The 21,020-nt window shown below is 55.7% G+C and carries 19 protein-coding genes; 8 read left to right on the top strand and 11 right to left on the bottom strand.

The features are described 5' to 3' along the window. Nucleotides 1–578: 578 nt before the first annotated feature. Nucleotides 579–1,970, top strand: coding sequence for a diguanylate cyclase domain-containing protein (locus tag VJ956_RS15300; protein WP_324085905.1), 1,392 nt, complete (start codon nt 579–581; stop codon nt 1,968–1,970). Between the two features lie 139 nt (nt 1,971–2,109). Here VJ956_RS15300 and VJ956_RS15295 read toward each other — a convergent pair whose 3' ends face one another. From VJ956_RS15295 to VJ956_RS15260, 8 genes are all read right to left on the bottom strand, one after another. Then, on the bottom strand, nt 2,110–2,829 hold the full coding sequence (locus VJ956_RS15295) for a HAMP domain-containing sensor histidine kinase (RefSeq protein WP_324085904.1): 720 nt from the start codon (nt 2,827–2,829) through the stop codon (nt 2,110–2,112). Further along, nucleotides 2,826–4,463: a tetratricopeptide repeat protein gene (locus VJ956_RS15290; protein ID WP_324085903.1), complete on the bottom strand. Its 1,638-nt coding sequence runs from the start codon at nt 4,461–4,463 to the stop codon at nt 2,826–2,828. Before VJ956_RS15290 ends, VJ956_RS15295 begins: the two co-directional genes overlap by 4 nt. Then, nucleotides 4,460–7,975, bottom strand: a complete 3,516-nt coding sequence (locus VJ956_RS15285) for a PAS domain-containing hybrid sensor histidine kinase/response regulator (RefSeq protein ID WP_324085902.1) — start codon at nt 7,973–7,975, stop codon at nt 4,460–4,462. The genes VJ956_RS15290 and VJ956_RS15285 overlap by 4 nt, the downstream gene beginning before the upstream one ends. A 10-nt stretch (nt 7,976–7,985) precedes the next feature. Beyond that, nucleotides 7,986–8,489: a hypothetical protein gene (locus VJ956_RS15280; RefSeq protein ID WP_324085901.1), complete on the bottom strand. Its 504-nt coding sequence runs from the start codon at nt 8,487–8,489 to the stop codon at nt 7,986–7,988. A gap of 99 nt (nt 8,490–8,588) precedes the next feature. Beyond that, a complete protein-coding gene (locus VJ956_RS15275; RefSeq protein WP_324085900.1) occupies nt 8,589–10,355 on the bottom strand; it encodes a sodium:solute symporter family protein in 1,767 nt (588 codons plus the stop codon). A 5-nt stretch (nt 10,356–10,360) separates the two neighbouring features. Next, nucleotides 10,361–10,624 carry a DUF4212 domain-containing protein gene (locus VJ956_RS15270; protein WP_324085899.1) on the bottom strand — a complete coding sequence of 88 codons (264 nt, stop codon included), beginning with the start codon at nt 10,622–10,624 and terminating at the stop codon, nt 10,361–10,363. 201 nt (nt 10,625–10,825) lie between these two features. Then, on the bottom strand, nt 10,826–11,539 hold the full coding sequence (locus VJ956_RS15265; protein ID WP_324085898.1) for a 3'-5' exonuclease: 714 nt from the start codon (nt 11,537–11,539) through the stop codon (nt 10,826–10,828). A 17-nt stretch (nt 11,540–11,556) separates the two neighbouring features. Further along, nucleotides 11,557–13,509 (bottom strand): putative nucleotidyltransferase substrate binding domain-containing protein, encoded by a 1,953-nt coding sequence (locus tag VJ956_RS15260; protein WP_324085897.1) that lies wholly within the window; start codon nt 13,507–13,509, stop codon nt 11,557–11,559. 132 nt (nt 13,510–13,641) lie between these two features. Between VJ956_RS15260 and smrA the strand changes: the two genes are divergently transcribed. The 6 genes from smrA (at nt 13,642) to VJ956_RS15230 (ending at nt 17,519) form a co-directional block, all read left to right on the top strand. Beyond that, nucleotides 13,642–14,220 (top strand): DNA endonuclease SmrA, encoded by a 579-nt coding sequence (gene smrA, locus VJ956_RS15255; protein ID WP_324085896.1) that lies wholly within the window; start codon nt 13,642–13,644, stop codon nt 14,218–14,220. A gap of 63 nt (nt 14,221–14,283) precedes the next feature. Continuing rightward, nucleotides 14,284–14,475, top strand: a complete 192-nt coding sequence (locus tag VJ956_RS15250) for a hypothetical protein (RefSeq protein ID WP_324085895.1) — start codon at nt 14,284–14,286, stop codon at nt 14,473–14,475. Between the two features lie 90 nt (nt 14,476–14,565). Beyond that, nucleotides 14,566–15,192, top strand: coding sequence for a methylthioribulose 1-phosphate dehydratase (locus tag VJ956_RS15245; RefSeq protein WP_324085894.1), 627 nt, complete (start codon nt 14,566–14,568; stop codon nt 15,190–15,192). Beyond that, nucleotides 15,189–15,749, top strand: coding sequence for a cupin (locus VJ956_RS15240; RefSeq protein ID WP_324085893.1), 561 nt, complete (start codon nt 15,189–15,191; stop codon nt 15,747–15,749). Before VJ956_RS15245 ends, VJ956_RS15240 begins: the two co-directional genes overlap by 4 nt. Beyond that, entirely contained in the window at nt 15,746–16,462 is a 717-nt protein-coding gene (gene mtnC / locus VJ956_RS15235) for an acireductone synthase (RefSeq protein ID WP_324085892.1), read from the top strand. Before VJ956_RS15240 ends, mtnC begins: the two co-directional genes overlap by 4 nt. 1 nt (nt 16,463) lies before the next feature. Beyond that, entirely contained in the window at nt 16,464–17,519 is a 1,056-nt protein-coding gene (locus VJ956_RS15230; protein WP_324085891.1) for a DUF3080 domain-containing protein, read from the top strand. Between the two features lie 69 nt (nt 17,520–17,588). Here VJ956_RS15230 and VJ956_RS15225 read toward each other — a convergent pair whose 3' ends face one another. Genes VJ956_RS15225 through wrbA form a run of 3 tightly spaced genes read right to left on the bottom strand, consistent with a single transcriptional unit; the run spans nt 17,589 to nt 20,404 of the window. Next, nucleotides 17,589–19,391 (bottom strand): GspE/PulE family protein, encoded by a 1,803-nt coding sequence (locus VJ956_RS15225; RefSeq protein WP_324085890.1) that lies wholly within the window; start codon nt 19,389–19,391, stop codon nt 17,589–17,591. Between the two features lie 11 nt (nt 19,392–19,402). Then, a complete protein-coding gene (locus tag VJ956_RS15220; protein ID WP_324085889.1) occupies nt 19,403–19,771 on the bottom strand; it encodes a DUF2069 domain-containing protein in 369 nt (122 codons plus the stop codon). 30 nt (nt 19,772–19,801) lie between these two features. Then, nucleotides 19,802–20,404, bottom strand: a complete 603-nt coding sequence (gene wrbA, locus VJ956_RS15215) for an NAD(P)H:quinone oxidoreductase (RefSeq protein WP_324085888.1) — start codon at nt 20,402–20,404, stop codon at nt 19,802–19,804. A gap of 122 nt (nt 20,405–20,526) precedes the next feature. On the opposite strand from wrbA, the gene VJ956_RS15210 reads away from it, so the two are divergent. After that, nucleotides 20,527–21,018 (top strand): TlpA disulfide reductase family protein, encoded by a 492-nt coding sequence (locus VJ956_RS15210; RefSeq protein WP_324085887.1) that lies wholly within the window; start codon nt 20,527–20,529, stop codon nt 21,016–21,018. Nucleotides 21,019–21,020: the final 2 nt, after the last annotated feature.

Below are 21,020 nucleotides of genomic sequence, written 5' to 3'. Positions count from 1 at the left end.
GTTGGTGGATCTGACCCAGGTCCGAACCGGTATCACTGTCCCCGAGTTCGGGGTAAGTTAATGGCATGAGCCGTATACGTGGTCCGTATGTACGGTTCTGTGAGAGGGCTGAGGCGGTGACGCCTCACCCTACTCGATATGGGATTAAGAGCCTGACGATGACCTGTTGTCGACTACACGGCCCCATGTGACAAGGCGTGCCACGCACGCCGCAGGACGCGGGAGCGCAGCGACGGCGGGCCCGAAGGGCCGAGCGCGACAGCGCGAGCAAAGTAGGTCATCCCGGCGCGAAGCGTCGGCCGGGGCCCGGGTCCGCTCCGGGTCATCGTTGCAGTGCGAAGCGCTGCCAGCATCAGGCAACTCTGAATCCATATGACATAGCTTGCCACGCACGCCGCAGGACGCGGGAGCGCAAGCAAAGTAGGTCACACGACCTATGAAAGTTTGTCGTTTATTTCTGCGGCCAAAGGTGAAAGAGGAAAACACCAGCCCATTTTTGTGACGCAAAGATATACATGAAGGTATAATTGGTACGGTCGATGAATCAAATCGCTTGCCTCAATGTACTGGTGTGAACCTTGCAAAACCATAGTAAAAACCCCCTCATTGATGACAGTCCTCTTGGTTCCGCCCACACAAGCGACGGGTCAGAGCGTTTGGGGCGGCTGCTTGTTGGTGACGATGAGCGGCGTTTGCTCGAAAGCTTATGCTCGATACTGCATGACAAAGGGTTTGAGGTCGATGGTGCCATAGACGGCGACGCCGTCTGCCAGCAATTGCGGGATAATGTGTATGATCTGATTTTGTTGAATATCTGCATGCCCGGGAAGAGCGGTTTAGAGATCATGGCCTGGTTGAAAGAAACCGGCAATGACGCTCAGGTCATCATTATCAGCGGCCATTCCGACTATCGTATTGTCAGGCAAGCATTCAAATTGGGTGCCTGCGATTATTTAAAGAAGCCTTACGATGTCGATGACCTGGTTCGGGCTGTTGGTGGCAAAGTTCTGGAACGAAGACAGGGCCGTCCGCAGGCGACTACCGGTTGCTTTAACCCGCTAGCAGGCGAGTTTTTCAGGCATACACTTGATCATCTTCCGGAGCTGGTTTTCTCACTGGACGAGCGCAAGTGCATCAACTACCTGAATCATCAAGTCGCGGGTCTCGTGGGATTACCGGCGCAGGAGCTGATTGGGAAACCGTTTTCTCAGCTTGTTCATGAGGATGACATCGCGAAGCTTCCTCTGTTCTTTGAGAAGAACGAGGCTGGCGAGCCCATAACCCAAGAGATCAAACTTAAAACAAACAGTGGAAGCTTTGGTTGCAAAGACTTTGAAATTACCATTACGTCTCTGCTTGAGATGAATTCCGCGCTAACTGATGCAAAGTTCCATCAACAGAATCCTCCTTTTTTGGGTATTGCGCGGGACATCACTGAACGCAAACGGACACTGGAATGGATGGAGTTTCGCGCTTCTCACGATTTACTGACCGAGTTACCCAACAGAAGCTTGTTTATGGATCGACTCAGGCTGGCTGTCAGTCAGGCGAGACGTAATGGGCATAAGTTTGCTGTACTTTTTATCGACCTCAACGACTTCAAGGTGGTAAACGATACATACGGGCATGGGATTGGTGATCAATTATTGCAGAAAGTCTCAGCCGGTCTGAAACATTGTTTGCGAGAAGGGGATACCCTTGCTCGCTATGGTGGTGATGAATTTATGGCTCTGTTGCCCTTGCTTGATGAAAAAAAGGATGCAGCGACGGTCGCACGCAAACTTCTGAACTCGCTCGACACTCCCTTTCAGTTTGCGGGTACCGACCTTCACGTCTCTATCGGAACCAGCATCGGTATTGCACTGTACCCTGAAGACGGTGCCGGGGCGGAAACGCTGGTAGAGCGGGCAGACATGGCCATGTATGCCGTGAAACGGAAGAAAAAGAGCGACTTTTATTTTTACAGTTAGTGGAGTTTGAAAAAGTCTCGAAATCAGAGGTTCCCTGAGTGTGTCGGATTTGCCCTTCTCCCGGGCTGAGTACCAAAACAAAAGGTGCAAAAACCGCTGCGGATATTGCTGGAACCAAAAGACGGGTTCTTTTCCGGAATCAGGGCAACCATATCTCAAAAACCCCGCCACCAAGACTTCCGCCATTGAGCAACCGGATGGTGCCGGTTCTTTCACCCTCGCTGTGCAGCGCAGCAACCGACGACGCGAAGAAGAGCCCGAGACTGGTGCTCCCACTGTTGAAATCCAGTGTCTTGAAATCCGGCGCACCGGTGTGCTGCATGCTTTCGGGATAACCGTCGCCATCGTCCTCAACGGCGATCACCAGGTAGCCGTCGCGCTCGGTCGCTCCGAGCCTGATTTTTCTGCGGGTGTAACGAAGGGCGTTATTCAGGGTATTGTTGAGGACACCAGTAAGCAGGTCGGCATCAAAAAAGCCATTGATGTCGTCGGCCTCCAGCTCGAATTCTATGCCCAGTCCGTCAAGCAGTGGGGTGTGGCGAGCCATGTGTTCGGAAAGAAAGTCCGGGACAAAGTGTTCTTCAATGTGCGCAGACAGGTTGTTTTCACCCAACCGGTAAATTCCCAGAAGCTGAACCAGGTCGCTGTGCATGCGCTCAGCTTCATACTGGAGGGTATTAAACCTGGAGCTGTCGGCGATTGTTGCGCTTTGCTCCCGGCGTAAATCATCCAGGGAGTTGAGCAGCATTCCCAGAGAATTTTTCATGTCATGGACAGCGGACGCCAGAACCATTGAAAAATCGATGTTCTGCGTTGAATTCCGCGAGCCGCCCGTGGTGTCCGGATTATCAGGTGTCATGCCATCATTCCCTGCAGTTTTTTACGAAGCGAGACCAGTCGGCGGTACTGGCGATGTTGTTCCGGCAGATTTTTCAGCCGATCAAGATGCTCTTCCGCCTGCCTGAGCAGTGTGCTGTCACCAGAGCTCTGGTTCTTTTTCATCAGAACCTGGCAGAGGTTGAGGTTGAGTGCAGCGTGATTCGGAACAATCAACAGGGCTTCATTGAAAATTCTGATGGCATCATCGGAGCTGTCGGTCTCGAAGGCCTTGATTCCATCCCTGTTGAGCGCGCGGGCTTTCAGCTTCTGCTGGAATCCAACTGGCTCATCCAGCAGGCTTTCAATTTTGTGTAACAGAGGCGGGTTGTCCGCGCATCGCTGGAACAGGACGCCGAGAAGTTCGTTGGCATCATTGTCCCTGCCGAGTCGAAACAGGGTTTTGGCGTAATCTATGCCGAGTTCGGGATCTATGGTGTCGTTGTTGCTCAGCTCATCACCGACGCTTTCCAGCACCTTGTTTGCCTCGGCCTGATCGCCCTGTCCCGCGAGTACCCTTGACTGGACCACGCGGCTTCGAACCCTGATATTGTCTTCGTCGGGGAAACGTTGTTCCATCCGTTTCAGGGTGGCGATGGCTTCGTCGGCTCTGCCGCAGTCATCACTGGCAATATCTTCCTCACCAAGATCAGAGAGTGACTGGCCAAGAGCGAGGTAATGCCGGGAGCTGTCGTGAATCGAATGAAGTCCCAGTTCTATGGTCTTTCTCCATGCCTCTGATGCCGTGGACAGATCCTGATTGGACACAGCCAGGCGCGCAAGCTGTTTCTGTCGCAGCAGCGCATTGGGGGAGAGCATGGCCGCCTTTTCAAGTACTTTCTGCGCCCGGACCGGTTCGCCCTTTTTCTCGAGTGTCTCAGCGAGAAGGTCGTAAGCTTCCATGTAATCCGGATTTTTTTCTGTCAGTGTCTCTAATGTGGATGCCGCCTCATCATGGTTTCCGGTGGCGATCAGAACCCGGCCACGCCCGAGATTCGCCCAGGAAAGGTCCCGCTGCTTCAGCACATCCTCATAGATTTTGAGGGCGTGGCTGAAGTCTCCCAACCGGTAGTAAAGGTCGGCAAGGGTCTTCATCAGCCAGGTTTTGTATCGCGGTTGAGCCGACAGGTTCTTAAGGCACAGGGAGATGGCTTCGGGATAGTTTTCCCTGTCGATTTCGCGGTTAACGGGTAACAGCGCCGATCTCTGACTGATCAGACTGTCCAGACGCTTGATAAGCATGGCCCGGTTAATTGGCTTGGTCAGGTAGGCATCCGGCTGGTATTCGCGCGCGCCCATAACCATTTCTTTCGAGGCCTCGGCTGTTATCATCAGAAAAATGGATGACCGCTTCAGCAGTTTTTTGTGTCTGAGTTCTTCCAGAATATGCTGGCCGTTTTTGCCTTCGCCAAGGTTGAAGTCACAAAGCACAACATCGACATGGTTGTAGGAGCAGAACTGTATGGCCGGGGCGGCCCGGGCAAATGACTCGATTTCCTCTGCGCCAAAACTTCGCAGCATTTCGCGCATGGAGCGCTGGAAGTTGTCAAAGTCGTCGATAATGATATAGCTCAGTTTTCTGAAGTCAGTGCTGGTTGAAGCAGAAAATTCCGTCATCTTTTTTGCTGTCTCAACAGTTTGTTAACCATTGCGCGCAGGGCTGCGGGTTTGACCGGTTTGTAAAGAATCTGATAGCCGCGGCCAATCGCATCCTCCCGGACCTCAGGTGACATGTAGCCTGTGATCAGAATGCCCGGTATGTCCCGGCCTGTGTCGTGTCTCAGGGCATCCATGGCATCCAGTCCATTCTTGTTGTCATCAAGTTGGTAGTCCGCAAGTATGATCTCCGGAAGTTCTGCCGCCAACAGTTCCTGCGCGGCCTCAAGGCTCCTGGCGGCGCTGACCTTGCACTCCCAGTTTTTCAGAAGTGCGGTCATACCATGAAGGATAGCAGGATCGTTGTCGATGCAGAGGACGGCGAGGCCGCCAAGGCTGGACACCCGACGGCTGGACGTGCTCCGCTGGGGCAACTCCTGCTGGTCTTTTTCCGGGGTTGCCACGGGAACGGTAATTGAAAACACGCTCCCGATACCCTGGACAGAACGCACATTCACCGGGTGGTTCAGCATGCTGCTGATCCGGTCTACGATGGCAAGCCCGAGCCCGAGCCCTTTTTTGTCGCGGCCTTGATGGAAACGACGGAATTCCTCAAAGATCTTTTCAAGCTGATCGTCGGGAATGCCGGGCCCGGTGTCCCAGACCTCGATACGGATATACCCGCGGAGTCGGCGGCAGCCCAGAAGTATTCTTCCATGAGGGGTGTAGCGGATCGCGTTTGACAGGAAGTTCTGGATGACACGGCGAAGGAGTTTTGAATCCGAGCGCACCCATGCGGTGCTGGGCACTACGTGAAGGTCCAGTCCCTGGTCTTCGGAGATGGCGGAAAAGTCGTTGGCGAGATGCCGCATAATGTCGTTGACCGGAAAGTTGCCAATGTCCGGCTCAAGTGCCCCGGCGTCCAGTTTCGAAATGTCCAGCAGGGTGCTGATGATTTCTTCTGCCGCGCCCAGCGAACTGTCAATATGGTCCACCAGATCGGCGGTCTCAGGATCTGTCTTTTTGTCGGCGAGTGCAGATGTGAAGAGGCGGGCGGCATTCAGCGGCTGAAGCAGATCATGGCTGGCCGAGGCCAGAAATCGGGTCTTGCTCTGATTCGCCTGTTCGGCAACGGACTTGGCTTTGAGCATCTGTTCGTTGATGACCTGCAGTTCCTGGGTACGTTCTTTCACCCGTTGCTCAAGGTAAGTGTTGGTTTCCTTCAGGGCCTGTTCTGTCCGCCGCATGGCGGTTATATCCTGAAAGGTAGTGACGTAACCGCCGCCCGGTATCGGGCTGCCATCGATACGGATCACGGTCCCGTCGGGACGCTGGCGCTCGTGGGACATGGGTTTGCCCTCACGCATGCTGCGGCATCTGTCATCAATAATTTCGTCAATCCGGCGAGCGGGAAGGTTGGCACTGGTGAGGTTATAACGCATCAGGTCCTGAACCGGCCGTCCCACCCGTACGAAGCTTTTCGGATAGTTGAACTGTTCCAGATAACGCTGGTTCCAGACCACCAACTGTTGCTGATTATTGACCAGCGATACTCCAAGGCTGATATTTTCAATCGCCGATTGCAGCAGTTCCCGGCTGAATGTCATGGCCTGGGAGGCCTCGTCCACAATGCTGACCACATCCTCGATCTGCATGTCACGGCCGGTCAGCGTCGACTCCAGAACCACCCGGGCAGTGGATGCGCCGATTACGGAGGCCAGCTGGCGCTCTATAAATTTCATCAGGTGCGCTGATGCCGGGCGCTGCGGGTGCAGACGGATGGCATTGCGGCGCTCATAGTTGCGAAAAATGGTTTCTGCCCGATCTTCGCCCATAAAACGGTCGGTGATGGCGTGCAGATCGGATGTCATCACCTCACCCTGCCAGCTTTGTTGCTGAGCTGTTTCGGCTTTGGGCTGGGGGTCCTGGAAAAACGAGGCAATCTGTATTTTTTCCCGCACTCGCTGCCGGGTAAACAGCGACAGCAGCACGTAGGCTCCAGTGTTGACCCCGAGGCTCCAGACGATGCCATGGCTGGTAGGGTCAAGGTCCAGTCCCAACAGGGCCGTTGGTCTGGTCCAGCCAATACCGCCAATGCCCTCGGTGATCAGGGTATCACCGAGCCATCCGGTTGACGCGAGGGCCGGCAGCAGCAGGGTATAGCCCCAGAAAAGGAAGCCAAGGCCCAGACCCCAGATGGCCCCCAGATAGTTGCCGGTGCGCCACAGAATGCCACCCACAAGAGCCGGGCCGAACTGGGCAGCGGCAGCGAAGGACAGCAGGCCAAAAGCGGTCAGGCTGAAGTCGTCCCCGGCCATGCGATAAAAGCCATAGGCAGTCAGCAGAATCAGAAAGATGGCTATCCGGCGGATGCCCAGCAACAGTGAGCTCAGGTCGACTTTCTTGTTCATTCTGGGCCGGAAGAACTTGAGTAGTGCCGGCATGACAATTTCATTGCTGAGCATGGTCGCAATGGCGACGGCGCATACAATCACCATGGCTGCCGCCGCGGATCCGCCGCCCAGAAAAGCCAGCACGGCCAGCCATTGCTCACCGGCCAGTATCGGCAGGTTCAGAATCAGGATGTCGGGATCGGTGGCCGAGGCCTCGGGCGAAAGCAGTCCCGCGGCCGCAATGGGCAGTACAAAGGCACTGGCGATGATCAGATAGATGGGCATTGCCCAGCGTGCGGTCTCGAAATCACGATGATCGGTATTCTCGACCACCATCACATGGAACTGACGGGGCAGGCAGAAGATCGCCAGCATCGCAACCAGTGTCTGGGTAATGAACGCCGGCGCCTCAACGTTGTCGAACGTCAGGGTGCCCACCAGATCTGCCTCATTGACCTTGCTCCAGAGATCGCCGAAGCCACCGTAAAGCCCATAACCCGCAAACAGACCAACAGCAACGAAGGCAACAAGCTTGATAACGGATTCAAAGGCGATCGCCTGAATCATGCCACGGTGATGCTCGGTGGACTCCAGGTGTCGGGTGCCGAATAGCACTGTGAAAATGGCGAGTGCCAGGGTGATGTACCAGGCTGAATCATTCCAGGGTACCGTGCCGACAAAGTGGCTGGCATCGGCGTCAGAAAGGATGTTGAAGGCCATCGAGATGGCTTTTAACTGCAGCGCGATGTAGGGAACAGTGCCTATCAGCGCAAAGATCGCAACCAGCGCTGCCAAAGACTGGGATTTGCCATAGCGGGAAGCAATGAAATCAGCTATGGACGTGGTGTTATTGCGCTTGCTGATATAGATAATCCGGCGTAGCAGGGGTGCGCCAAAGACAAAAATCAGCAACGGGCCAAGATAGATGGGCAGATAACCCAGGCCTTCCTGGGTGGCCCGGCCCACCGCGCCATAGAAGGTCCAGGAGGTAAAATAGACGGCCAGTGACAGGCCATAGATATGGGTCCTGACCAGTCGCTGACGATAAAGGCCGGGGCGCCGGTCGCCTGCCCAGGCGATAAAAAAAAGGATTGAAATGTAGGCGATGGAAATAAAGACCAGCAACCAGGCGTTGATCATATCCGGCTCTTTACTGACAAACGGTTTTATACAACTTGTCGTTAGCCCCAAGCTGCTTCATGTTGTCGACACGGGGGTTTCCGTCTGAGCCCAGAGGCACCAACTCTCTGTTGCCACAATGGATGATGTGAACGCGGTGTGAAACCGCATCCGTCAACTTTTGCTCAAACCGGTAAAGCGTGAAATGAGCCACCTCGCTGTTTTCCTCAACTCGGCGGATACTTTTTGTGTCGACCGTTGAGAAGGCCGTTACGTAGGGCGCGATGAAAGTCCAGGGCCGCCACAGGATGCCATCGGATTCGGTATTCACGATAACGGCTTCCTCGGGTAACTGGGACTGCTTCAATTCAAACCAGGTGTATTCTCCGTATATCAGATAGCCTAGCATGCCTGCCCCGGCAAACACTGGAATAAGCCATTTGGGTGTGGCTTTGCGGAATACGGCGCGAATGCCCAGGGCGATACCTGCTGCGCCAAGACCGCAGAAAACTGTGGCAATAAAAGTCCAGAACATAAAACTTGCTTCCTCAAAAAAAGAACGGGCTCCCTCAATGAGGAAGCCCGCTCGTTCTCAACCTGTCAGCAGAACCGCTGTTTCAGGCTGTTGCCTCGCTTAGTGGTCAGTAGCTTTTCCGGAACCGCGTGGGTAACGAACGCTTTCCACCAGCTCCTGGATCTCAACGGGCGGCTCTTCAGTTGCGTTGGACACAGTGAAGGCTACCGCAAAGTTGACCATAGCACCAATCGCACCGATAGACAGCGGAGAGATGCCCAGTACCCAGTTTGCGGGGATGTCGGCGAGGTTGTTGGTGCCCGGAATGAACAGCCAGCCCTTGTATACAAAGATGTAGGCAAGAGTGAAGACCAGACCTGACAGCATGCCGGCAATGGCGCCCTTATTGTTCACACGCTTTGAGAAAATACCCATCATCAGTGCCGGGAACAGCGATGCCGCAGCGATACCGAACGCCAGGGCCACCACCTGTGCCGCGAAGCCAGGCGGGTTTGCCCCCAGGTAGGTTGCCACAACAATGGCGACAGCCATCGATATTCGCGCAGCCAGCAGTTCCCCCTTATCCGTTATGGCCGGGTTGAAGCGTCCCTTGATCAGGTCGTGACTTATCGCCGACGAAATTGCCAGCAACAGGCCGGCAGCGGTGGATAGTGCGGCTGCAAGACCACCGGCTGCGATCAGACCAATGACCCACCCCGGCAGGTTGGCAATTTCCGGGTTGGCGAGTACCAGGATGTCCCGGTTCACCACCAGTTCGTTACCTTCCCAGCCACGAGCGTCCGCTTCATCCTGGAAGGAGGGGGCATCGTTATACAGCTGGATGCGGCCGTCGTTATTCTTGTCCTCGAACTGGATCAGACCGGTAACTTCCCATTCCTGCACCCATTGGGGACGGTTCTCGTACTCAATGGGAGCAGAGGACGTGCCATCAGGATAGATGGTAGTCATCAGGTTAAGCCGGGCCATGGAGGCAACAGCCGGAGCTGTCAGGTACAGCAGCGCAATGAAGACCAGCGCCCAGCCGCCGGACCAGCGGGCATCAGCTACCTTCGGTACCGTGAAGAAGCGGATGATAACGTGCGGCAGACCGGCCGTACCGATCATCAGGGTCAGGGTAAACAGAACCATGTTCAGCTTGTTGTCCACATCAGCGGTATACTCGTTGAAACCGAGGTCAGTAATGACCTGGTTCAGTTTCGTGAGCAGGGGCAGACCCGATTCGGTATGGGTGGAGAACAGGCCGAGACCCGGAATGGGGTTGCCCGTCAACTGGATGGAGATGAACACTGCCGGGATGGTGTAGGCTACGATCAGCACGCAGTACTGGGCAACCTGAGTGTAGGTGATACCCTTCATGCCACCCATTACAGCGTAGAGGAAAATTACAACCGCTGCGATGATCAGACCGAGCGTCGAGTCGACTTCGAGGAAGCGGGAGAATGCCACACCGGCGCCGGCCATTTGCCCGATTACGTAGGTAACCGAGGCAACAATCAGGCAGATAACGGCCACCATCCGCGCGTTCTGACTGTAGTAACGGTCGCCGATGAACTCGGGAACCGTGAACTTGCCGAATTTACGCAGATAAGGCGCAAGCAGCATGGCCAGCAGCACGTAACCACCGGTCCAGCCCATCAGGAAAGTCGAATTGGCGTAGCCGCCGGCGGCAATCAGGCCCGCCATGGAAATGAAGGATGCGGCCGACATCCAGTCAGCGCCGATCGCCGCACCGTTGGTGATCGGATGGACGCCGCCACCGGCGACATAGAAATCACTTGTGCTGCCGGCCTTCGCCCAGATGGCGATACCGATATAGAGGGCGAATGAACCGCCGACGAATAACAGGTTAATCGTAAATTGATCCATTGCTCTTACTCCTCGTGTACGCCGAATTTCTCATCAAGCCTGTTCATCCGCCAGGCATAATGGAAGATCAGAACAATGAAGGTCAGAATGGAGCCCTGCTGGGCAAACCAGAACCCGAGGTCTGTTCCGCCAATCGGAATGCCATAAAGCATTGGCCGCAGCAATATGGCAAAACCATAGGACACCAGAGCCCACACTATCAGGCTCCCGAAAATGAGGCGAAGATTCGCCTTCCAGTAACTTACAGCATCGTATTCATGCCCTGACATAGGATCACTCCTGGGTTGTTTTTGTAGAGGCTAGTTAAAAGATGTATGGGAACATTCGTATTGCTTATTTTTATGCGGTCTTCTATTGGACTGTTTGACTTTACCTGTCAACAGGGATATAGCTATTGGCAAAAGGTCTAATTTTCCGGAACTTGGCGAACTCTGCCGGTGATCGGGGGTTCCGGGAGGGGGCTTTCAAACCTAATGTCCATGGTGGTGCATGTTGCGTAGACGACGGTAGTACTTGAGGCGGTCGGCAAAGTCTTTCAGTGTTGTACACCCTTCTTTCTCGGCCCTGTTCAGCGCTGCCAGAGTCAGTTCTGCGGTAACCAGGGCGTCGGCGGCGGCGTGGTGCCTGGCGCTGACTTCGAGACCGAAATAATCGGCCCAGTCATCAAGGCCATGGCCGGTCGGCTTTGCTTCCGGAAAAAATGCCGGCATCAGGTCAGCGACATCAAACCAGGTGTGACTTCTGTTGTAGCCGAGGGTTTTGCTCAGTGTCTTTTCCAGAAAACCCTGGTCGAAGGCAGAATGGTAGGCCAGCACTGGATCACCGTTCATCCATTCCAGCAGGTACAGCAGAGCGTCTTCGGTTTCATGACCACGAGTGAGTGCCTCAGGGCCTATGCCGTGAATAAGTACAGTCTGGCTGATGTCAAGCTCCGGGCGCCGGAGCACCAGATCAAACTGGTCAGCCAGCCTGATAGCATTGTTATGTATGGCCACAGCGCCTACGGCGATAACTTCATCCTTTGCCTGGTTCAGACCGGTGGTCTCGAGGTCAAGAACGATGATGCGGCAATCTGAAAGCACTTGCTCGCCGGGCACGACCGGCGCGGGCATTTGCTTTGACCGGGGATCCTCTCCCTCTGGCCTTCGAAGGCGCCTGATCCAGTGTCTTAACTGATCCAGCATTGACAGAACTCCGGTCTCTAGAGCTGATAAGTGGTTTCGAGCTTCTGTTGCAACCGCTGTGCCTGGCGGAAGGATTCGCGCAGAATCCGCCGGTCCAGCGGGTTGAGGTCATCAGGGTTGATGTAATTGGACAGTGGCTCATTGCGATTCAGCAACTCCTGATGGGAGCGCATCCGGATGGCCTGGATCAGGCTGTAGGCCTCTTTCCAGGCGTTGGCGTCCTTGGGATCGAAGATGCCCTGTTTGGCCAGCTGGTCCATCCGCTCCAGAGTGTTGGCCTGTGCCACTCCGTTGGCCAGAGCGAAAACCCGCGCTGTCTCCACAAACGGAGCCAGACCCTGCCGCTTGAGGTCCAGAGATTTGCGATCACCATCCGGCGCATACCGGAAATTACGGAATATGGTCAGCGGTGGCTTACGGGTAATTGCATTGCCCGCCAGCATTTTCTGGAACAGGGCATTCTTGCGTATTCTGGTCAATACCTTTTCCAGCAGCCTTTCCAGCGGGTCCCGGTCACCGAAAATCGCACGCATATCCAGAAAAATTGATGAATAAACCAGGTTCTGGGGCGTGGAGGATTCAATGAACCTGATAAACCATTCATCCCACTCATCAACACTCAGGCACAGTTTCGGGTTGCTTGCCATGATGTTGCCTTCACAGAGGGTAAACCCGCACTCGGCCAGTTCCTTGTTCACATTTTCGGCAAAGGGCAGCAGTTTTTCCCTGACCTGGTCCTCGGTCATACCCTCGGGTGTGACGAAAAGGATGCCGTTATCCTGGTCTGTCAGCAGGGTCTGTTCCTGTCGGCCTTCGCTGCCGAAAGTCAGCCAGGTAAACGGAATGCCCGGGTCATCTTTCATCAGGTTAAGCTCAAGCACCCGGCGCACGGTGATATCATTCAGCGTGGTGATGATCTTGACGACCTGGCCCGAATCGGCGCCGTGGGCCAGCATGGTGTCTACCAGTCGCGATACATCAGTGCGAAGGCTGACCAGTGTCCGCAAGTGATTGGCTGTCCCTATGGTTCTGGCCAGATTCACCAGGTCGACCCGCTGCAGGGAGAACAGGTCCCGTTCTGAAACCATGCCGATCAGGCGGTCTTCCTCGTCTACCACACAGATATGTGAGAAATGATGCTCGGCCATTTTCATGGCGGCTTCAAAAGCGTCTGCCTCGGCGGTAAGGGTGCAGGGATCCGGTGTCATGACCTGGCCAATCGGGGTGTTCAGCGGTGCGCGTTCATTGGCAACCAGGGTGCGCAGATCCCGCAGGGTGAAGATACCCTTCGGCACCCGGCTATCATTGGTAATGACGATGCTGCTGACGCTGTTTTCATGCATGCGGGCAACGGCTTTTTGCACGGGCAGATCCGGCGAGCATACGATCGGATTGCGGATCGCATAGCGCTCAAGTGGCGTATCCAGAGAGCTGCTTCCGCCGATAGAAGCCATGGCTCTGGACTGGATACTCTGATTGACCTGGTCAAGCAGGCTGCTGACGCCGCGGATACAGAAATCACGAAAGTCTTCACTCTGGGAGAACAGAGTGACGAATGCTTCATGCTCAATACTGAGGCAGAAAGTGTCTCCCGCCGCCCGGTGCACAGTATAGGTCGGGCGTTCACCAATCAGTGCAGCGAGCGGAAAGCACTCGCCAACACTGATTTCAAAAGTCGTTTCTGTTTCGCCACTTTTGCTGCCAAGGCGCTCGCCAACGATCCGGCCCTGTTTAACCACGTAAAATCGGGTAACAGTACCGTCCTGGGGAGTCAGGACCACGTCGCCATCAGCATAGAACCGAAGTGACGCATGCTCGGCGAAGTGAGCGAGGTAGGCACCATCCATATAGGAGAAGGGCGCATGTTCTCTCAGAAAGGCTATGGTAGCCCGTATGTTCTGGGGTTGCGGGGCGTCCTGTGGCGCGCTTGCAGGCGCACCACCGGATGAACTGGAATGCTCGGCAGACATAGTCTCTGTCCATTTGGTTCGTGTTTACAATCGCTGTAAATAAGTAGTGTAGACCAAAGCTCCGGAGAGTGGCTTTATGATCACTGAAGCCGGTGATAGAGTTTCAGTAAATTGTTCCGGAAAGACAGCAATATGACCACCAGAGACGAACGGCTGAACTTTCTTGAAGAGATGCAGGATGTGCGTCGCATCCGCAAGCCGAACAGAGCCGACGTTAAAACTCCCAAGGATCTTACACCGGGTCACCTGGAGCGTCAGCGCGCGGCCGTCGACCAGCCTTTGGTGGATCGTAATCCATTGACGGCGGACATGGTCGAGCCACTGACCGCTCACGATCTGTTGAGCTGGCAGCGCCCGGGGGTGCAGCATGGTGTGTTCAGGAAGCTGAGGTTGGGGCAGTATCCGGTTGAAGCCCGCCTTGATCTGCACCGTATGACGGTGGAAAAGGCTCGTCGGGAGGTTTTCGGGTTTGTGAAGGACTGCGTGCGCTACGGTCTTCGTACGGTCATCATTCTGCACGGTAAAGGTGAGCGGAACCCTGACGGAATTGCTCAGCTCAAGAGTTATCTGGCGAAATGGTTGCCGGAACTTGAGGATGTACTGGCCTTCCATTCGGCCCAGAAGCATCATGGTGGCACCGGTGCCGTCTATGTGATGGTGCGAAAGGGGGATCGGGACAAACAGCGGAATCGTGAGATTCATCGGCGGTGATGCCGCTCCCGGTCTTCCACGGTATTGCAAATTTTACTCTTGTTAATGGTTTTGGGGAGATTGATGAAACAGCTTATTCTGGTCGTTTTTGCGGTGATTGCTCTGGCGGGTTGCAAGGATCGGGTTATCTGGAACGATAACGGCAAGGTGGAAGAGGCAACCCAAGATCGCGAAGTCTGGGACTCGAAGGGGAAAATAGATACCGGTGAGCGTAAAATCTGGAATGACAAGGATGGCGAACCTGTCATCAAATAATCCTCGTTGACAATGTGTCCGGGGGAGAGGGTCGATGGCAGTGGGCCTGCCGCAACTGGCTGCGGGCCGGGAGTTGAATGAGGATAGCCTGTGTTTGATGTCATACGCTTTGCCGACGCCGCCCGCGCCATCGTCGAGGCCGGTCAGTTTCTTTACCATCAGGGTTGGTCGCCGGCTACCAGCAGCAACTATTCGGCACGGATAGACCACAGCCACATTGCCATTACCGTGTCTGGCAGGCATAAAGGCCGGCTTGGCGCCGGCGATGTCATGGTGGTGGATCTGGAAGGCCGGGCGGTTCAGAGCGAGGCCCGCCCGTCTGCGGAGACACGGCTTCATACGGTGCTCTATAAACTGTTGCCTGACATTGGTGCCGTGCTTCACACCCATTCGGTAACAGCCACGGTGCTGAGCAGACTCTGTGGTGCCGATCAGGCCCTGGTTCTGGAGGGTTACGAACTCCAGAAAGCGTTTGCGGGCATCGATACCCATGAGTCGACTCTGACCATACCCGTTTTTGATAACACTCAGGATATCAGTGCCCTGGCCGGGCAGACGGTCGCCTGGCTGCAGCAGTATCCAGACCAGCCGGGCTATCTGATACGTGGCCATGGCCTCTACACCTGGGGCAGGACGATGGAAGACTGCCTGCGCCATGTCGAGGCACTGGAATTTCTTTTTGAATGTGAACTGGAAACAATGAGGGTCCGATCGTGACGACTTTAAGTATCTTTGATCAGAACGCACCAGCGACGCCTCGTGTGGTGACTGAAGATGGAGCTGAAATTGCCGGCCTGCTGGCTGAGCATGGCATCCGCTTCGAACGCTGGACTACCCGGGACCTGCCGGCTGATGCGTCCCAGGACGACATTCTGCAAGCCTACGCCACTGAAATTCAGACCCTGAAAGATGAGTGCGGATTCCAGACCGCAGACGTTATCAGCCTGAACCCGGACAATCCCCAGAAACACGCTTTTCGTCAGAAGTTCATCGATGAGCATATTCACAGCGAAGATGAAATCCGCTTTTTCGTTCGGGGTCAGGGACTGTTCTATCTGCACCTGGGTGATCAGGTGTACGCCGTGATGTGTCAGAAAAATGATCTGATCAGCGTGCCCCAAGGCACCCGGCACTGGTTTGATATGGGGCCGGAGCCGGCATTCACCTGCATCCGTCTGTTCACCAACCCGGACGGCTGGGTCGCGGACTTCACCGGCGCGGACATCGCCAGCGAACTTCCACGTTATGAGTTGCTGGAGCAGGCTACAGCATGATCCGGATAATATTGACGGATATCGAGGGCACCACCAGCTCGATCTCATTCGTTCATGAGGTCCTGTTTCCCTATGCGGCAGAGCATATCGCCCAGTTTGTGCGCGAGGGTCACCAGGGCACTCTTGACACCACTCTCGAAAGCACTCGCGAAATTTCCAGGCAGCTCGACGTTGTGGCGGAGGTTTCCGGCGTCGAACGTGATGATATCGAAGGCCTGATCGATGTCCTGCAGGGCTGGATTCGGGAGGATCGCAAGGAAACCTCGTTAAAGACACTGCAGGGTATGCTCTGGCAGCGCGGCTACCAGGAAGGCGCCTTCAAAGGTCATGTGTACGCCGACGCCGCCGATTATCTTCAGCGCTGGCACGACCGCGGGCTAAGACTTTTCGTGTTTTCCTCCGGCTCGGTCAAGGCACAGAAGCTCATTTTCGGATTCAGTGAGGCGGGCGATCTGACGCCTTTCTTTTCAGGGTATTTCGATACCCGCGTTGGCGGAAAAAAAGAACCGGAAGCTTATCGAACCATTGTGGATGAGCTTGGTGTTGAGGCCGGCACCATACTGTTTCTTTCGGACGTTGAAGCGGAGCTTGAAGCCGCAGAATCTGTCGGCATGGGAACTGTCTGGCTGGTCCGCGATGGCGGCAGGCCGGATACTGCCCGCCCGGTCGCTGCTGATTTTGCCGAGGTTGATGCGCTGATCAGGGCGCGTTGACATGAGCCTGGCCGTGCAAAAGGCACTGGTGCTGGCAGTGACCGCGTTGTTTCTGGGCGGCTGCAATCCGTTCTCCAGTGCCGGGCCGATGATGGATGAGTACGTCAAGCGCGTCGCCCGTGTGCTTGAGCTGAATCCGGAACTCTCTGAACTTCCCTCCGCTTCAACGCTACCCCGGCGACGGGACCGGCAACTGACGGTGCCCGAGCTGGAGATGGGGATGCTGGACTTCCTTTCCCTTTACGGTTGTGAACTGCAGTATGTTGTTGGCGAGAAGAACTCGGTGATGGGCAGGGTAATGCAGCCTCTGAACCGGCTGAGATATGAGCTGCGCTTCATCCGGGCTGGTGAGGAGTGCCTGCCGGAAGTGACCCGCGAAGGGGTTAAGGAGTCCCTGGAGGAGGCCATCGCAAGCAAAAAAGAGACCTTACCGATGGTGCTGTGGAATGCCACCTGGGGCGTTGAGGAAATGGAATCACTGTTTACCCTGGCCCAGGGCGACTACCCGGTGGCAGCGGAAGGAAACCCGGTCTCCGACCTGGCAATTGATGCGAACAGGCTTAAGCGGCTGACCAGGCAGTTGCTGAATGGTGACCTGAGCCCGTCTCTGGAATCTGTTGGTGCCATTCAGCAGCGCTGGCAGGCCGAGCACAGGGCCGGACAACTGATCAACAGTGCCCGCCTGCTCGCGGCGAGGCTGGAAGATGCGTCAGCCCTGCTGGAACAGCGCATAGAGGGGCGCCCGCTCTGCCTCGGCGGCCAGTCAAACAACCAGTCCGATATTGTTCAGAACATGTTTTTCAGTGTCTATATCGAAAGGATACAGCCCTATGTGAGCAATATCATCAGGGCAAGAAACCAGCTGATCGGGCCTCTCAGCGATCTTGCCGCCATGCAGGAGGAGGTGATGCCAGCAGCTTTCCGGCAATGGTACCGCTACCATCTTGATGAGCAGGCGGAGGCGTCACTCTGGTTCAGGCTCGATCAGGCGATTGCCCGTCATACGCGGCTCTGGCAGACACTACTGGAGCAATGCGGGCTCAGACCCGGGGCTTGAAGACATGATACTAAGAAAAGAAAGTAGGCGGACCTGTCCGCCTAGTTTCCTGCTCATTAGTAAGTATTGCTAGCGCTGGCTTTCCGGGGTCACCCGAAGAATTTCTTCCACCGTGGTTTCACCGGCAGCGACTTTCTGTGCGCCGCTGAGTCGCAGTGATTTCATGCCCTCTTTGTAGGCGACCAGCCGGATCTGCTCAAGCTCACAGTTCTCCGTGATTTTCTGGATCAGACCATCGCTGAGTCTCATGATCTCGTACACACCCTCCCGGCCGAAATAGCCCGTGTTGCGGCATTCCAGGCATCCCACCGGATGATAGATCTGCTTTGGCGCTGCGGCTTTCCATGGCCGGGTCAGGCTTTGCCATGCTTTTTCGTCCACCTCGCCCGGCGTTTTGCAGTGAGGGCAAAGGGTTCGCGCAAGCCGTTGGGCCATCACCCCCAATACCGTGGCGCGGATCAGATAGGGCGGGACGCCGAGTTCCATCAGGCGGGTAATGGCGCTCGGGGCGTCGTTGGTGTGCAGGGTGGATAGCACGAGATGGCCGGTCAGGGCCGCCTGCACGGCCATTTCAGCGGTCTCGAGGTCCCGGATTTCGCCAATCATGATGATATCAGGGTCCTGGCGCATAAGGGCCCGCACGCCCGTGGCGAAAGTCAGTTCAATGTTTGACTGCACCTGCATCTGATTGAAGGCAGGCTCGACCATCTCAATCGGGTCTTCAATGGTGCAAAGGTTGACTTCCGGCGTTGCCAGTTGCTTCAGCGTTGAATACAGCGTGGTGGTTTTGCCAGAGCCGGTAGGGCCGGTGACCAGAACAATGCCGTGGGGGCGGCCGGTAATCGTCTGCCATTTTTCACGATCCTCGGCTGAAAAGCCCAGTTGCTGGAAGGATTTCAGCAGCACTTCCGGGTCGAATATCCGCATGACCATTTTTTCGCCAAAGGCTGTGGGCATGGTGGCCAGGCGCAACTCGACTTCGCTGTTGTCCGGCTTGCGGGTTTTTATCCGGCCATCCTGGGGACGGCGTTTTTCTGCCACATTCAGTCTGCCGAGTATTTTCAGCCGGCTGGTAACGGCAACGCCCACCTGCTCGGGAAACTCGTAGACATTGTGCAGAACACCGTCGATCCGGAAGCGGACCTGGGAGACGGTCCGGCGGGGTTCTATGTGAATGTCCGAGGCGCGCTGGTCAAAGGCGTATTGCAGCAGCCAGTCCACAATCTTGACCACATGCTGGTCATTGGCATCGGGATTGAGGTTGGCGCCGAGATCAAGAAGCTGTTCAAAGTTCTGCGACCCGGCCCCTGCCTTTCCGCGATTGCCGCTGGCTTTACTGACTGAGTTCGCAAGCTGATAGAACTCTACGGTATACCGGCGAATGGCCTCAGGGTTGGCAACCACACGCCGGATATCTTTCTGTACCGCCTGTCTGAGGTTGTCTTCCCAGTCATTTTTGAAGGGTTCGGCGCTGGCGACCAGCACTTCATCCCGGCCTATTTCCACCGCCAGAATGCCGTGGCGCTGGGCGAAGGCATAGGACATCACCCTGGCAATTCCCGGGGTATCTATTTTCAGTGGGTCAATATGGTAATAAGGCTGGTCAGCCCAATTGGCCAGCCAGGATGTCAGTGTGTCCAGATCGAGAGTGCGGTCGCTCCGCTGGCTCTGAAGCTCGGCTTTGGCAATCAGTTCCAGCGGGTGCCTTTTGCTGGCCGGATGGCGCCCGTCACTGCCAGCCGCGATATTGGCGGACAAAACCCGGTCAGCATCCTCCTGCTTTATCTCGCCACTGCTTACCAGTGCATTAGTCAGATCCCGAAGTGTTATCGTGCTGTGGTGGGGTGGCGCAGGAAAGCTCTGGTCAGCCATCAGTGTTCCTTTCATTCTGCGGTGGCAGGCGGCATGCGATTCAGTTTGAGGTGAAACATCGCCACAGTAAACAGCAGGAATGTCAGTATGGCCAGAATGACCGGCGCGGCTGCGCCTTCACTGAGCCAGGCAGAGACCGTGTAGCGGGTGAAATAGAAGATCACGACAAAACTGAGCCAGATAATGCCCCGGTTGTCTGCCCTGAACACCGGTACTGCAAAGAGTAGCAGTGGTATCAGTTTGATGCTCAGCATCAGCGTGACTGAAACACCTTCTGCCCGGACAGGGTAAAAGGTGGTGATCAGCAGCGTCGCAAGGGTGATAATGTAAAGGACGATAATCAGCCTGGCGGTCAGCTTTGCTTTCGGATTATGAAGCATTGATCAGTTCCGTTTTGATGCCGGTGAATGTCAGCGTAATTTGAGGGCAAGGCTGGCCAGTCGTTGCCCGAACGTCTGGCATATGGCTTTTTCCGAATCGCTCAGCTTCTGCTGTGGCCCGGTTCCGGCCCAGTGGGAAGGCCCGTAAGGGGTGCCGCCGCTGGCAGTCTCGTGAAGTGCTTGCTCGGAATAGGGCACTCCGCACAACACCATGCCGTGGTGCAGAAGCGGAATCATCATGGTCAGCAGGGTGGTTTCCTGGCCACCATGCAGGCTACCTGTCGAGGTAAAGGCGCCTGCCGGTTTGCCGCTCAGAGCGCCGCTGAGCCAGAGGTCGCCGGTGCCGTCAAGAAAATGTTTAAGCGGTGCTGCCATATTGCCAAAACGGGTCGGGCTGCCGAGGGCAAGGCCTGCACACTTCTCAAGATCGGCCCTGGATGCATAGGGCGCACCACTGTCCGGAACCGGCGGCAGCGATGCCTCGGTATCCGGGGATACCGGCGCTACGGTACGAATTCGGGTATCCACACCGGCCACCCTGGCAATGCCCCGGCCGATCTGTGTCGCCATTTCAGCGGTCTGCCCGGTGCGGCTGTAATACAACACCAGTATGTACGGCTGCTCAGTGGCCATGGGTATCCCCGATCAAGCGTCCAGTGTGGAAAATATCATTGGGTTCTGGCATGGTTCCGGTCGCAGAAAGTGCCGACAGAGTGCTGAACCGCAAGTTCTGCAGTCTAACAGGAGGACACCCTTTGCAGTACCCTCGACAGCAATCAGGGCTGATCCCCGCTGCAGCGCCCGGATATGTCAATCGATACGGGCTTGCGGGCCTTCTGGTTCTGTTGCTGATGGCCGGATGTCAGAGCCAGGAATTTGAGCGCGCAGACGGCACTGCCCTGGACTGGGAAAGTCTCCGTGGACACTGGGTTCTGGTGAACTACTGGGCGGAGTGGTGTAAGCCGTGTCTTGAGGAAATTCCTGAGCTCAATGCCCTGGATCGCTCTGGCTCTGTCATAGTGTTGGGTGTTAATTTTGACGCCGTGACAGGTCAGTCGCTGATAGACCTGGGCCAGCGAATGGGCATTGAATATGAAATGCTGGGCGAAGATCCTGGCCCGGTGCTCGGATGGCAAATGCCTGTGGGCCTGCCCGCTACCTTTGTGGTGGATCCACAGGGAAATCTGAAAGAAACCCGTTTCGGTCCGCAGACCGAGGAAGATATCATCGCCCTGATCAGTGAGTAATC

The sequence above is a fragment of the Marinobacter sp. genome (assembly GCF_035268745.1).
Taxonomy (GTDB): domain Bacteria; phylum Pseudomonadota; class Gammaproteobacteria; order Pseudomonadales; family Oleiphilaceae; genus Marinobacter.
This window is presented reverse-complemented; position numbering and strand designations above follow the sequence as displayed.

What these genes read in the sequence shown, in the direction of transcription:
- VJ956_RS15295 (WP_324085904.1), bottom strand. Translation starts at nt 2,829, where the DNA reads ATGACACCTGATAATCCGGACACCACGGGCGGCTCGCGGAATTCAACG.
- VJ956_RS15290 (WP_324085903.1), bottom strand. Translation starts at nt 4,463, where the DNA reads ATGACGGAATTTTCTGCTTCAACCAGCACTGACTTCAGAAAACTGAGC.
- VJ956_RS15285 (WP_324085902.1), bottom strand. Translation starts at nt 7,975, where the DNA reads ATGATCAACGCCTGGTTGCTGGTCTTTATTTCCATCGCCTACATTTCA.
- VJ956_RS15280 (WP_324085901.1), bottom strand. Translation starts at nt 8,489, where the DNA reads ATGTTCTGGACTTTTATTGCCACAGTTTTCTGCGGTCTTGGCGCAGCA.
- VJ956_RS15275 (WP_324085900.1), bottom strand. Translation starts at nt 10,355, where the DNA reads ATGGATCAATTTACGATTAACCTGTTATTCGTCGGCGGTTCATTCGCC.
- VJ956_RS15270 (WP_324085899.1), bottom strand. Translation starts at nt 10,624, where the DNA reads ATGTCAGGGCATGAATACGATGCTGTAAGTTACTGGAAGGCGAATCTT.
- VJ956_RS15265 (WP_324085898.1), bottom strand. Translation starts at nt 11,539, where the DNA reads ATGCTGGATCAGTTAAGACACTGGATCAGGCGCCTTCGAAGGCCAGAG.
- VJ956_RS15260 (WP_324085897.1), bottom strand. Translation starts at nt 13,509, where the DNA reads ATGTCTGCCGAGCATTCCAGTTCATCCGGTGGTGCGCCTGCAAGCGCG.
- smrA (WP_324085896.1), top strand. Translation starts at nt 13,642, where the DNA reads ATGACCACCAGAGACGAACGGCTGAACTTTCTTGAAGAGATGCAGGAT.
- VJ956_RS15250 (WP_324085895.1), top strand. Translation starts at nt 14,284, where the DNA reads ATGAAACAGCTTATTCTGGTCGTTTTTGCGGTGATTGCTCTGGCGGGT.
- mtnC (WP_324085892.1), top strand. Translation starts at nt 15,746, where the DNA reads ATGATCCGGATAATATTGACGGATATCGAGGGCACCACCAGCTCGATC.
- VJ956_RS15230 (WP_324085891.1), top strand. Translation starts at nt 16,464, where the DNA reads ATGAGCCTGGCCGTGCAAAAGGCACTGGTGCTGGCAGTGACCGCGTTG.
- VJ956_RS15225 (WP_324085890.1), bottom strand. Translation starts at nt 19,391, where the DNA reads ATGGCTGACCAGAGCTTTCCTGCGCCACCCCACCACAGCACGATAACA.
- VJ956_RS15220 (WP_324085889.1), bottom strand. Translation starts at nt 19,771, where the DNA reads ATGCTTCATAATCCGAAAGCAAAGCTGACCGCCAGGCTGATTATCGTC.
- wrbA (WP_324085888.1), bottom strand. Translation starts at nt 20,404, where the DNA reads ATGGCCACTGAGCAGCCGTACATACTGGTGTTGTATTACAGCCGCACC.